The organism is uncultured Clostridium sp. (assembly GCF_934754915.1).
Lineage (GTDB): Bacteria > Bacillota > Clostridia > Clostridiales > Clostridiaceae > Clostridium.
In genome coordinates, this window is sequence record NZ_CAKVKB010000037.1 from 1 (window position 1) to 14585 (window position 14585).

At 29.2% G+C, this 14585-nt stretch carries 12 protein-coding genes; 1 reads left to right on the top strand and 11 read right to left on the bottom strand.

Going from position 1 to position 14585, the window contains the following annotated elements; genetic code table 11:
- Positions 1-242 precede the first annotated feature (242 nt).
- The 7 genes from Q0F58_RS07905 to Q0F58_RS07935 all read right to left on the bottom strand — a co-directional run bounded on the left by Q0F58_RS07905 (position 243) and on the right by Q0F58_RS07935 (position 7744).
- Entirely contained in the window at positions 243-608 is a 366-nt protein-coding gene (locus Q0F58_RS07905; RefSeq protein ID WP_294374703.1) for a heavy-metal-associated domain-containing protein, read from the bottom strand.
- Positions 609-891: 283 nt separating this feature from the next.
- Positions 892-4506, bottom strand: coding sequence for an AMP-binding protein (locus tag Q0F58_RS07910; RefSeq protein WP_294374704.1), 3615 nt, complete (start codon positions 4504-4506; stop codon positions 892-894).
- A gap of 130 nt (positions 4507-4636) precedes the next feature.
- Entirely contained in the window at positions 4637-5065 is a 429-nt protein-coding gene (locus Q0F58_RS07915) for a MarR family winged helix-turn-helix transcriptional regulator (protein WP_294374706.1), read from the bottom strand.
- Positions 5066-5177: 112 nt separating this feature from the next.
- Complete coding sequence (locus Q0F58_RS07920) at positions 5178-5705, bottom strand: flavodoxin family protein (RefSeq protein ID WP_294374709.1); 528 nt, start codon at positions 5703-5705, stop codon at positions 5178-5180.
- Positions 5706-5725: 20 nt separating this feature from the next.
- The gene (locus Q0F58_RS07925; RefSeq protein WP_294374712.1) at positions 5726-6112 is read right to left on the bottom strand and encodes a metal-dependent transcriptional regulator; all 387 of its coding nucleotides are present in this window, start codon (positions 6110-6112) and stop codon (positions 5726-5728) included.
- 19 nt (positions 6113-6131) lie between these two features.
- Complete coding sequence (locus Q0F58_RS07930; RefSeq protein ID WP_294374716.1) at positions 6132-6656, bottom strand: 2'-5' RNA ligase family protein; 525 nt, start codon at positions 6654-6656, stop codon at positions 6132-6134.
- 125 nt (positions 6657-6781) lie between these two features.
- Positions 6782-7744 (bottom strand): metallophosphoesterase, encoded by a 963-nt coding sequence (locus Q0F58_RS07935; RefSeq protein WP_294374719.1) that lies wholly within the window; start codon positions 7742-7744, stop codon positions 6782-6784.
- A gap of 242 nt (positions 7745-7986) precedes the next feature.
- On the opposite strand from Q0F58_RS07935, the gene Q0F58_RS07940 reads away from it, so the two are divergent.
- Positions 7987-8334 carry a hypothetical protein gene (locus Q0F58_RS07940; protein WP_294374723.1) on the top strand — a complete coding sequence of 116 codons (348 nt, stop codon included), beginning with the start codon at positions 7987-7989 and terminating at the stop codon, positions 8332-8334.
- Between the two features lie 71 nt (positions 8335-8405).
- On the opposite strand, the gene Q0F58_RS07945 is transcribed toward Q0F58_RS07940, so the two are convergent.
- From Q0F58_RS07945 to Q0F58_RS07960, 4 genes are all read right to left on the bottom strand, one after another.
- Complete coding sequence (locus Q0F58_RS07945) at positions 8406-9326, bottom strand: aldo/keto reductase family oxidoreductase (protein WP_294374726.1); 921 nt, start codon at positions 9324-9326, stop codon at positions 8406-8408.
- Between the two features lie 252 nt (positions 9327-9578).
- Entirely contained in the window at positions 9579-10913 is a 1335-nt protein-coding gene (locus Q0F58_RS07950; protein ID WP_294374728.1) for an MATE family efflux transporter, read from the bottom strand.
- 50 nt (positions 10914-10963) lie between these two features.
- On the bottom strand, positions 10964-12685 hold the full coding sequence (locus Q0F58_RS07955) for an ABC transporter ATP-binding protein (protein WP_294374730.1): 1722 nt from the start codon (positions 12683-12685) through the stop codon (positions 10964-10966).
- A 13-nt stretch (positions 12686-12698) separates the two neighbouring features.
- Positions 12699-14423 carry an ABC transporter ATP-binding protein gene (locus tag Q0F58_RS07960; protein WP_294374765.1) on the bottom strand — a complete coding sequence of 575 codons (1725 nt, stop codon included), beginning with the start codon at positions 14421-14423 and terminating at the stop codon, positions 12699-12701.
- Between the last annotated feature and the right edge of the window lie 162 nt (positions 14424-14585).

Sequence of the window (14585 nt, forward strand, 5' to 3'; positions counted from 1 at the left end):
GACCTGTTCTATTACTAAAGAAATCTGAATCTAATATCAATGCCAACACCAGACGTAAATCCTGTACAATTCAGTGTTTACGTTGATAAAAGATTCAGATAAACTTCATTTTAATAGGTCAAAATACTAAAAAGTTTACACAAAATTATATACAGACTCTAAAAAATCAATTCGACAGCCCCATTTTTATTATATTTTATAAAACATATATTCCAATTTATTAAATAAAATGTTTTTATATTTTAAAGTTTTGTTATTGATACAGCTTTATATCCTTGTTTTCTAACAATTTCTTTAAGTTCCTGTTCTGAAACTTCTTTTTTAGATCTGACATCTGCAGTTTTTTCTTTAAGGTTTACTTCTGCTAGAAAATTACCATCTTCATTAAATCCATTTTCCACTCTTATTTTACAGTTCTTACACGACATTCCTTCAATATTTATTTTAAATGCATAAGGATAATTATCTTTGTTTTTATCTTGAGGCTTAATCTTTTTGATTTCATCTCCTCCAGAACCACAACATCCATTGTTTATCTTTTTTAAATAGCTTTTTAAAGAAAAACAACAAATAGCAATAAGTAAAATACATATAATAACTGTTGACATAGTGCCTCTCCTCCTGTGTTTTATCTATAATTTATATATACTGCAAGATTAAAATTGTATATAAAATCTATCTCATACATATAAGAATACCAAAGAAATCTTGAAAAGATTTCATCCTTCACTGTCAATTGTGCATTTTTAATTACAATTTATAATATACTATTGTCTTGCCTTCCAGTCAATGATAATCATTTTCGTTAAACTTTGGATAAAAAGCAGAAAATAAATAAATTCATTATCTATTTTCTGCTATGTTTTTCCCTATATAAGGGTATCTGCAAAATTAATATCTGCCAACATATTTGATATTTTTAGGTATAAGATGTTTTGGACACTTTTCTCCTATGAATTTCTTTAATTCTTCATAATCAGGATTTATATTTCCCTTTATTTCAGCTGTCAATGTCATTTCATTTATTTCCCTGTCATAATTCATATAACATTCTGCATAATCAATTCCATCATATTCAAGAAGAACTGATTCAAGGAATCCTAGTTCATAATATATACGTCCTCTGCTTCCATCTGTAAGTACTGTCCTGCCACTATTTTTCAAGAAACTGACTGAACCATCTGGAAGAATTCTTGCACTTTCAGTTGTACAATATAAAGTTCCTGGTCCATATGGATTTTCTATCACTTCTCCATAATAGCTTGGTTTATAATCCATAATATATAATACTCCCCATGCCCCATATGGCTTTTTGTTATAATTTTCATCCAGTACATAAACCTTTATTTTTTCATCTTCTTTTGCATGAGAAATCATTTTATATCCTGCTTCATCATTTATGGCACCAGCATTTATATAAAAATGTTTTGGATATACAGTTTCAGGTATGTGCTTTTTCAATCTTCTTACAGATCTTTCCTCAAGCATTGCTGAAAGGACACTTTCATAACATATTAGAAAAATTTCAAGCTGATTCTTATCAAATCTGTTTTTCCAATATCGCAATTCTGTATAATATCCCTTATCATCTGACATTACCTGCATATGAAATGGAAGTGAATCAAGCTGAAGTCTTATCTTTTCTGCTTTTGCTCCTCCAATTTCATTAATATTCAAAATATCTCCTTGATATTGAAAGAACATTTCTCCTTCACGTGGAGCAGCTATATAACATCTCATTGTCTCCATAATCTGTTTCCCACACTTATGAAGAAGATCTGTCACTCTTTCATGAGGAACCTGATTGTATCTACAATAATAAGTAAGGAATAATGGTCCTGCAAGTCTTGTCCATCTGTTATCTGTTCTTCCACTGTGAATACTTGTACAAAAAACATCCTTTTCATCACTAAAAAGACTTATGCAGTAATTATATGCAGTAATAAACAATACATTTTCTGAAACTGAATTCTGTCTGCAGAAATATAAAATTTCTTTTCTTGACAGACTTTCAAATCTTTTTCTTATAACTGCATTTGTACCATCAGAATAATCTTCTTTTTCCTTCTTATTTAAGATACTTCTCTTCATCTTTAAATCTTTCATCAATTTATCTATATATTCTATATCTCTTTCTCTCATGCCCTTTTTCTCTTTATCTTCAATCTCAAGCATGTATTCATAGAATGTATAACTTTCTTTTTCTACAGGTTCACCACAGTAAAATTTATTTACATCTTCAAAAAGTATATTCATTGTTATTCCATCACCCATAATATGTGCAACATCAAAGAACATATATTTAGAAGTTTCTGTTTCAAACAGATATATATGAAATAAATTATCTTCTGCTGTGTAAGCAAATGGAACAAGTAATTCCTTAAGTCTTGTCTGCCATTCTTCTTCACTTAATTTTATTATTGGAATATCTATATTTCTTGAATCATCCCTATATGCCTTATACATCATTCCATCAGGTTTTATAATCGCCTTTAACCCTGGATGTGCTTCAATTGTATCTTCAATTGCTTTTTTTAATCTGTTTAAATCCACACTATTATCAAGCTTAAATGTAAATGGAAGATTAGCTGTTGTATTTCCTTTTATTATATAAGCAAAATATTTCTGCATTGGAGTAATAGGGTATTCTTTTCTTATGCTTAAATCAATATCATTTATGTTCTTAGCATTTTCTATAAATTTTTCTATTTTCAAAACGGTATTGTTTTCCATAAGATCATTAAATGTCATTGTTTTTTTGAACTTATTATTAAGTTCTTCAATAAGCATAACACTTCCAAGTGAATCCATTCCACAATCATATATATTGCTGTCAATTCCAAACAGTTCATTTCCTATTATTTCAGCTATACTATCATAAATCTTCTTTTGAATATCATTCTCTGGTTTTCTTGCATTTACTGCTTTTATTTCTTCTTCATTTTTCTTATTAAAATATTTCTGACGCATTATCTTTTTAGATGATGTCTTTTCAAATGGATCTTTTCTTACTGTACATTGAACTATTTTTTCATAAGATGGAAGTTCTGCATTATGCTTATTTACAATCTTCTGTATTTCTTCCTCTATATCTTCAATTCCTTCTGCTTCAGCATACTTATAATTAGGATATATTTCAGCTGCTATAACATCCCCATTTCCATAAACCAATATATCAGAAATAAGTGTTTCACCATCAAAATGATTTTCAATTCCTTCTGGTGATACATTCTCACCATTGCTTAATACTATAAGATTTTTTTTACGTCCAGTAAGATATAAGAAATTGTCATCATCCAAATATCCTAAATCCCCTGTTCTAAGCCAGCCATCTTCTGTTATTACTTCTGCTGTCTTATCAGGCTCTTTATAATATCCCATCATTACTGAAGGACTTTTTACCTGAATCTCGCCATCTACAATTCTGATTTCACATCTATCTACAGCCTGTCCTACAGAATTCAGCTTATCAGTTCTGCTGTAATCAGGTACTGAAACTTTAGGAGAACATTCCGACATTCCGTATCCCTGTCCTATTGTTATGTTTAATTTCAAAAAATTTAATGCAAGAGATTCAGGAAGATATCCACCTCCACTTACAATCTTGTGAAGCCTTTTTCCCAGTATGCTTTTCTTTACTTCTTCTATTGGCATTTCTGGATTTGATTTTGATGTCATCAAAACTTTGTTATAAAGTGCCTTTGCCATCATTGGAACTGAACGAATTACAGATGGTTCAAAAAGTTTTACATAATACATTAATTTAGATAAGTTATTTCCTCCAAGACATAAAGTACTTCCATAACGCATTACTAAAAAAACATCTCCATTAAGACAAAAAATATGATGCATAGGAAGTACATTTAAAAATACTTCTTCAATCTGGCATTCCTTCTCAGTGCTGCAGAATGTGTTATCTATAAGATTTCTATGAGAAAGCATTACTCCCTTTCCTCTTCCTGTAGTTCCAGATGTAAATATTATTATTGCACACTCTTCAGGTTCTGCTTTTGAAATAAATTCTTTTTCTCTGTAATTATTTATTATGTTTTCTGCACATTCTGAGTGATTCCTATTTTGAATGCATACATAGTATTTTACATTTGGGCATTTTTCTTTTATGATTTCTATTTGAGACTTAAATTCCCAATCATAAAATATTACTTCTGTATCTGAACGAAGAATATTATCTACAAGTCCTTCTTTGCTAAGCTGAACATCCAAAGGTATTGATACAGAACCTGCACCTGTTATTCCCAAAAGTGCTGCCATATAATAGTGGCTTCCTCTTCCTAAAAGTGCCGCATGCATTTTATGCCCTTGACATATATTCTTCTCATCCATCCATGATGAGAATGCTGAACAGTCTTTTGCAAAATCTTTATAGCTTCTTTCCTTTATACTGCCATTTTCCTCTTCATATCGCAAAAAAACTTTATCACCATACTCTTTTCCTGCATTTTTAACTAAATCATAAATTGTTTTTGTGTTTTCTAATGTAATCATGACCTCTCTCCTCTTATACTTAATATTAAAAGCAATTAACTATTTCGCAATGCGAAATAATATGTTAAAAAAATATTTCGTAATGCGAAATATTAATTTAAATTAATTCTTCCAAATACCATTTTGCAAACTACATCTCAATATTATCTGAATATGATAATACAATTCTTAACAATCTTATTAACTCTTTTGTATCATTTTCCCCAAGTATTTCAAACAATCCTTCATATTCATCAGTTATATAATTTCTTTTTTCAGCTGCTTCAATTTTCCCTTTTTCTGTTATACAGACATTTACTCTTCTTTTATCTTTATCATCTTTAAATCTCTTTATAAATCCTTTAGTTTCTAGACTTTTCAAAATATCAGTCATTCTTCCTGGAACAACATGAAGTTTTTCTGTTAAAGTCCCTGCATTAACATTGTCTTTTATATATGCAAGATATCTTAATACTCCATATTCTCCTCTTATGCTGTCTTGAACAGTTCTATTTATTCTTCTGTTTAAAAATTCTGCCAGCAAGCTGTATAATTCCTCTCTCAAATTTTCTTCTGACATTACGTTAACTCCTATCATATACAACTATTTATGACTTTATTAAAATTATAATTCTAACTCTCTCTATTGTCAAATAATCGAATTTATCCTTTTTCTTCACAAGCATTCTTAATTAAAAATTATCAGCTATATACTGGTTTAAAAAATTAACAGCATTTCTCATATCATCTTCATTAGGATGATTTCTTGATTCAATGTGGCGCTTATATCCTTCTTCATTTAAATAATGCGGATGATCTTTGGGAAGGTTTCTACGATACTCTGTCCTCTTAACAGGTATTTTCCCGCGACTTAAAAATACCCCTTCACATTTATTCTGGCCATTTATAAATTCTATTACATTTTTTCTTACCCTGTCTCCATACTCGCTGTCTGGATAATTTCCCATTGTACCAAATGCAAGTATTTTTTGATCCTTATATTTAGAAACAAATCTCTGGCTCAAATCATCTAGAGTTGATCTTCTACACCAAAAACATAAGATATATAAATCTGCTTCACATTGAACTTCCTCTAAATCATGAAACTTTTTAAGAATTATATTATACCCCTTACCTTCAATTTCTTCTTTTACTCTGCTCGCTATTTTCAATGTATTCCCAGTAACGGAAGATATAAAGATTGCTATATCTTTTTTCATAATTATACCTCTGCTGTTTTTTATTTAACTATTTTATTATAATTCAAATCAGATGTAAATTTTTTGAAAGCCTGAAAGCTTTCTTCACTTATTACATGTTCTATTCTGCATGCGTCTTCAGATGCAATTTTCTCATCCACACCAATCTGTATAAAAAATTTAGTTAATAGAGTATGTCTTTCATATATCTTTTCTGCAATAACAGTTCCTTGTGGAGTAAGCTTTATAAAGCCACTGTTGTCTACTGTAATATATCCATTAATTCTTAAATTTTTCATTGCTACACTGACACTTGCTTTTGTAAATCCCAGTTCATGAACTATATCTATAGACTTTACATTTTCCATACGCTTATTAAGTATTAATATTGTTTCCAAATAATTCTCTGCTGATTCTTGTATTTTCATAATTTATACCCATACACTCCTACTTTAAATTCCATACTATAATATCTTCATAAGGATTTGTTTTTGATAATCCAATCTGTGTAACTTTGCCATTAAAAATGGTGAAATTCCTGTTTAACTCTTCAAACGCACTATATAGTTGTTCTCTTGTTAATTTTTTAGCTATAGTCGTATGAGGCATCCATTGAAATGGCCTATAATATCTGCTTATACTTATCCCTGTATTTACTGATATAGCATCATATATTTCGGCAGATATATTATGAAGATATTTATTTAAAACTGGTGTCAGAAATATTACAGATGATTTAAAAGAGCCTATTGATGCCCATGTTATATCTCCACTCTTAATATTTCTGACTTTTTCTTCTAATGCATTTATAATTTCATGTATTTCATAAGTTTCAAATGCTGAAATTGTTATATGCGGAGGAACTCTTCCATTAATCATAAAATCATTGCCACTTTTGCATGCTGCTTTATTTATCAGCTTCTGAATTTTTTGTGATGTTTTCTCCTCAAAATATAATGATATTAAGTACATATTGTTCCCCATTCTTTTTACAAGATTTATTATATATATATTATATATAATAATCACAGAAATCTTGCAAATATTTCATCTTACATTATGAATTAGAATATATACAAAATCATTAAGATAAAATTTTAATTTTCAGTATCATTAATAGATAAATCTTTTGAGAAAACCCATTCATGGTCTGCAATATTTCTGCCCTTAACTGTAACATTATTTCCATTAACCTCTACATATAATCCATTATTATAAGAAGAATCTCTTCTTATTCCATTTTCGCTGTTTTCATCTTTTATTAAAGTATATCCTACTGCACCTGTATGAACCATTGTAAATGGCATATTTTCCTTAATACAATCATCATCAAAATCTTTATGAGTATGTGATGAGAATATTACTACTTCTGGATAATTCGATAATATTTCTTTTATCTCATCCTTCTGCACTACACCAGACCAATCCCTGCCAAAAAAATCTGCACTTATTGGTTGGTGTAAAAATACAAATATAGGTTTACCTTTTTCATATCCATCTTTCAGTGTTTCTCTAAACCAAGATAATTGCTCTTCTGTGAGTGAGGCCATTGTAGCATTGAAACCTTCATTTTCCACATCATCACTTCCAAGTGATATAAAATGATATCCTTTTATCCATTGGTCATTGTAAACTTTTTCATTTCCTGAGAACTCTAGGTATCTATTCATAAATTTTATCATATCTTCTTTAGAATCACTATCATAATCATAATTATAAAATTCATGATTTCCTATATTTTTAATTATTATATCTGGCAGTTTATTTTTATTCTTAGATATTATTTTGTTCATATCTTTATACTGCTCATCTTTTCCTTCATCTACAGTATCTCCATTTAACACTAGTGCATCTATTGATTTATTTATATTATAAAAATCATTAACAGCATTTTGAAATCCATTAATACTATCATGCACATCTCCAAGAACTACAAACGAAAGATCTGCTTTTGGTTCATATGCTGAACTATCTTTTGAATTATGATTCATCATAAATATTATTGTAAAAATCGCTACTAAAGATATAATAATAGCTAAACTTATTCTTTTTACTTTCATAATTCTAATTCCTCCTTTACAAAACAATAAATTTATAATTTAACAGCTTCATTCTACTACTTAGAGTTAACTCTATGTCAATAATTTCTTTATATTGTAATATATAATATAAATGCATTTTATGAATTTTACAATGTAGTAAAAAATAAAATATTTTTTTACTTATTAGGAAAATGTTGAAATTTATAAAAAAAGACTGTAGTATATAATTATAGAAAAAATTTTACAGAGGAATGGTATGAATGGGTAATTTTAAATTTGAAGTATTAGAAAAAAATAAAATTTTAAATTTAACTTTTGATGGCTTTTTTGAAGAAAAAGATGCTGAAAGATTCAAACAAGAATATGCTAAAATAGTTAATGATCTCGGAAATTCAAAGGAATATGAATTACATATAGACAGCAAAGAAATGACATTAATAAAAGCTTCTCTATTAAATGACTTAAGTAAATGTATTAAGCAATACACTATAGATTTCAAGAAGGTATCTGTAATAGAAAGAAAAGATAATAAGATATTAAAGATACAAACCAACAAAATTATTGAAAATTTGGGAATTATCGAAAAAGTGCAAATAACAGATGATTAATGTTTTTAAAATAATATAAAAAGTGATTTTTGTATCAGACAAAAATCACTTTTTATGACTTTAATATTTTATTATGGCAATGGATGCCCTGCAGCAAGATACAATTTATACCAATCCTCTCTCAAGAGATTCACGTCACTTGCCGCCGCTATCTGCATCAATCTATCCTCATTAGTAGTTCCTGCAATAACCTGTATATTAGCTGGATGGCGTAATATCCATGCTGCTGCTATCATTGTTTCTGTAGCATTATATTTATCTGCCATTTCCCTTATAGTTTTGTTTAGTTCTTCATATTCATTACTTCCTAAAAAAGGACCTTTCCAATTAGGCATTTGAAATGGTGACCATGCCTGAATTGTAATATCATTAAGTCTGCAATAATCAAGTACACTTCCATCTCTATCAGAAGCCCCATATGTTTCCATATTTACTTCCATTCCATTAGCAATCATATTTGATACAGGAATGCTAAGCTGCAGTTGATTCACTATTAAATCCTGTTTAACATATTTTTTCAATAATTCTATCTGCATAGGCTTATGATTTGATACTCCAAAAGCCTTTACCTTGCCACTTTGTTCAAGTTTTTCAAATGCTTCTGCTACCTCTTCTGGCTCAACCAATGCATCTGGCCTGTGAAGAAGCAGAATATCTAAATAATCAGTTTGAAGTCTTTTTAATATTCCATCAACAGACTTTATAATATATTCTTTTGAGAGATCATAATACCCTTTCCTTATTCCACATTTCGATTGAATTATCATATCTTCACGTTTAAGAGAATTATCTTTCTTTACAGTTTCTCCAAATATAATTTCACTCTGCCCATCTCCATAAATATCTGCATGATCAAAAAAATTTATTCCTGCTTCAATTGCTTTGTGAATATAGCTGTTCATAGCTTTTTCATCCAAAGTACATAATCTCATACAGCCTACAATAACCTCTGGAACAACTAAACTGCTGCTTCCTAATTTTATTTTCTTCATTCCCATACTCCTCCTATATTATCTCTATGTATTTTCATTATAATAACCTTTACATAGATTATCAACGAGATATGGAAATTTTTTATTAAAGTATAATATACATATATTGCAATTTAAAATGCACAACTGAAAATTCACACTGAATACTGAAATCTTTACAAGACTTCTTTGATATTTTTATATTTGTCATATAAATTTTATATGTACTTTTACCTTGCAATATATAATATAATTTTTCTAATTCTTCAACTGCTATTTATAGATTTTCCGTATAGTCATAAAATAATAAATTGAAATAAAAACTGCTGTACTTATCCATGTAATCGGATATACAGATGCAACATTTTTTATGGTCAAATTATTATGACCAATTATATAAAGTAGTATAATCCTAAATATACATATATTGCTTAATACAATAATCATAGGTGGAATTGATTTTCCCATGCCTCTTACCGATGAAGATAATACTTCCATAATCACATATATGAAATAAAAAGGAAAAGTAATCTTTATAATTTTTAATCCACTGTCTATAATATTTTTATCTTTGTCAAACAATTGAAACCAAAAAGCACCACTATTTAATAGAATAATGCTCAATACACATGTTATGATTATTCCCAAAAATACACACATATATATGCCTTTTTTCATTCTTTCTATTTTACATGCTCCAATATTCTGTCCTACAAATGTCATTGCTGATTGTCCTATTGCCATTATTGGATAATAAATTATAAGTTCTACTTTCATATAATAAACAAAAGCACTAATGGAATATACATCCAAACCATTAATATATGATTGAACAACAGCATTTGATAAGGAAATCACCATAGATTGAATTCCTGCTGGTACTCCTATATATATAATCTGTTTCATAATATCTTTGTTAAGCTTTAAATTCTTAAATTCAAATTTAAATTCATCTTTACTTAAAAGAAGATGCTTAAATACTATTAATGCTCCTGCAGTCTGAGAAAAAAATGTTGCTGCTGCTCCCTTTATGCCCCAGTCAAAAACACAGATAAACAAATAATTTGCAATTATATTTATAATTCCTCCCATAAACTGTGCAGTCATTGGAGTTCTTGAATTTCCACCTGCTCTTATAATTCCTGAACATATATTATACATCAACATAGAAGTTATACTTAAAAAATATATTCTTATGTATATAACAGCTTCTTTAATAATATCCATAGGTGTATTCATAATTTTTAAAATATAAGGTGCACCTATAATTCCTATGCCAGTTAATATTACTCCATTTATTAATGCTAGGAAAACAGATGTATGTATCCCTTTTTTCAAATTTTCTTTATCTGATGAGCCAAAGAATTTTGCTAGAACTATATTGGTTCCTACAGACATTCCAGAAAATATTCCAATAAGACATGTAATGAGCATAGCTCCAGCCCCAACTGCAGCTGCACTTGTACCTCCAAGAACATTTCCAACGTAAAGAAGATCTACAGTATTGTACATCTGCTGAATAACGCTGGACATTAATAAAGGTATAGAAAATGATACAAGGCATTTTATTATACTTCCATAAGTCATATCAATAGTTCTTTTCTTCATTTGTCACCTCTCCCATAAACATATATAACTTATTGAATATTTATTTCATTTTAATTTGCGAACTGACTATTATACAATTCATAATAAAATCCCTGCTCTTTCAAAAGTTCTTCATGTTTTCCCTGTTCTACTATCTTTCCTTTGTTCATAACTATTATTTTATCAGCATTTACAATTGTGGAAAGTCTGTGGGCTATAACAAAACTGGTTCTTCCCTTCATAAGATTTAAAAACGCCTTTTGAATTCTAATTTCTGTTAGTGTATCTATTGAACTTGTCGCTTCATCTAAAATAAGGATTTTAGGCTGTGCAAGCATTACTCTTGCTATAGTTAAAAGCTGTCTCTGCCCTGCTGAAAGATTTTCATCATTAATTACTGTATCATATCCATTTTTAAGTCTCTTAATAAATGAATGGGCATGTGCCTTTTTAGCAGCTTCAATTATCTCTTCATCTGTAGCGTCTGGTTTTCCATATGAAATATTATCTCTTACAGTACTATTAAAAAGCCATGGATCCTGAAGAACCATTCCAAAATTCTTTCTAAGACTATCTCTTGTAACATCACATATATTATTTCCATCAATATATATGACTCCTTTATCTATATCATAAAATCTCATTAACAAATTGACAAATGTTGTCTTTCCACATCCTGTAGGCCCTACTATTGCAATTGTTTCACCCTGATTTGCTTCAAACGAAAAGTTCTCTATCAATGGAGTTTTTTTATCATAAGAAAAATACATATTGCTTATCTTTATATTTCCATCACATGTTTTAAGCTCTATTGCATCTTTCTTATCAGGAGTTTCAGGTTTTTCATCTATTATACTAAAAATACGAGTTAATGAAGCAAATGCTGTCTGAATCTGTGCTGTAATTCCAGAAATTTCATTAAAAGGCTTTGCAAACTGAGCAGAATATATTAAAAAACTTGAAACAGTTCCTACAGAAACACCCTTTGTAATTGCAAGAATCCCTCCAACAAGACCTACTGCAATATAAGAAATGTTATTTATAAATCTCGTACTGGGATTTATAAGTGCTGATGCAAACATAGCTTTAGTTGCCTCATTACAGAGTTTATCAGAAATTTTTTCAAACTGATCCATAGAAGTCTTTTCGCGGTCAAAAGCCTTTACTATTTTTTGATTTCCAACTATTTCAGATACAAATGAAGATAATTCACCAACTGACTGCTGTTGTCTTATAAATGAACTCTGGCTGAATCTGCTTATCATTGATGCAATAAAAAATCCAATAGGTGTTACTACAAGTATTCCAATTGTAATCTGTACATTTAAATAAAGCATACAGACAAGTGCAGTTATAACTGTAACCATTCCTGAAAATACATTGGTAATAGATACTGCAAGTGCATCGCTGACACTATCAAGGTCATTTGTAAAACGGCTTATTATGTCTCCGTGAGGATGATTATCATAATATGATAATGGCTGCTTATTTAAGCTGTTAAAAGTATCCCTTCTCATATCCCCAACTATCTCATATGCCACCTTATTTGCATATCTTGAAATAAACCACTGAAATAATGATGAAATAATATAGATAAAGCCAAGCCCTATTAAAATTCTTTTCAAATTGCTGAAATTAACATTATTGACTCCTGGCATATTATCAATAGCAATCCCATTTAAGTAGGTTGCAAGTATTACTGCAATATTACTTATAAAAGCACAGAAAACAGCCAATATTACCTGAAATCTATACGGCTTTACATATATAAGTATTCTCTTGAAATTATTCATGTTTCTTTCCCCCTTACTTAACCTGAGATTCATATATTTCTTTGTAGGTATCACAATTTTCCAGCAACTCTTCATGAGTTCCAAGACCTACTGCAATTCCATCATCTAAAACAAGAATTTTATCTGCTGATATTATTGAACTTATTCTCTGAGAAATTATAACTGTAGTTGTTTCTTTTAAATTTTCCTTTAATGATTCACGAAGTTCTTTATCTGTCTTGTAATCAAGCGCACTCAAACTATCATCTAAAATTATTACCTGTGGTTTTTTAACTAAAGCCCTTGCTATTGCAAGTCTCTGTCTCTGTCCTCCAGAAAAATTCTTTCCACCTTCATGTATTACAGAATCTATTCCTTTTTCCATATTATTAACAAATTCATATGCCATAGCTCCCTTTAAAGCCTCTATTATGTCATCTTCAGATGCATTTTCTTTCCCCCATCTTATGTTACCTGCTATAGTTCCTGTAAAAAGCACTGATTTTTGTGGAACAATTCCTATCTGTTCATGCAGAAAACTCTGCGAGAGTTCTTTTACATCTCTATTGCAATAGAGTACTCTTCCTTTAGTAGCTTCATAAAATCTTGGAATCAAATTAGCAACTGTTGATTTTCCACTTCCTGTTGTTCCAACAATACCAAATGTTTCTCCTCTGTTTATTACAAATGATATATCTGATAAAACTTCTTCTGCATTATATTTAAATGATACATTTTCAAATTTTATTATTTCCTTTTCATCTGCCAGTTCTTCTTTCGAAATCATCTTAATATTCTCTTTATCAGTTATACTTGGAACATATTCAAGTATTTCATCAATTCTTCCTGCTGATGCAGCTGCTTTAGTAAATGTAACAAGAAGATTTGCAACTACTATAAGTGCCAATAAAACTTGTGTTATATAATTGATTAAAATTACAATATCTCCCTGAGTCAGTGTTCCTATATTTATGTTTATTCCACCAGCATAAAGCATAAATATAATTCCCATATTCATTATAAATGAAGTCAATGGATTCATTAAAGATGATATATTAGTTACCTTTATATATGCTTTTGAAACATCTTCTGTTGCTTTATCCATTCTATTCTTTTCATTTTTGTGATTTGCAAATGCCCTTATTACACGTACTCCACTTAAATTTTCCCTAAGTACATTTCCTAGCGCATCCATTTTCCCTTGAGCCGCCTTATATAATGGAACTGTCTTTTTCATTATCACAGCTATTACAATGATAAAAATTGGTATTAATACTGCAAATACTAAAGACATCTTTGGATCTATATATATAGACATTATTAATGCACCAATACATAAAAATGGAGCTCTGCTTACAAGCCTTATGAGCATAGCAACAGCAAAAACTACCTGATTTACATCATTAGTCATTCTATTTATCAATGTAGCATTTCCAAAACTATCTATATCTGAATAAGAAAATAATGATATTTTTTTAAGCAGACTCTTTCTCATATCATTTCCAACATTCTGACATGTATACGATGCATAATACTGGCATAATGATGCCGATGCAAGACCTACACTAATTGTTAAAAACATAAGTCCAGCCATTTTTAAAACATAAGTTATATCTTTATTAACAATTCCAATATCAATGACTTTTCCCATAAAAACTGGCAAGAGCAATTCTAATATTGCTTCAAATAATTTAGCACTTGAACCTATCACAGTCTCTTTCATATATGGTCTCAAAAATCTTCTGAGTCTATACAACAGATTTCCCTCCTTTTTCTTACTATGCATTCTATAAATATTATCTTTTAAAAAATATAAAATATTACTATGTATTTAATAAATCTATTGAAATTTAACTGTTTATTAAAATAAATTCCTATATATTTAAATAATAACTAAACCACATTGCAATATAGTATATTA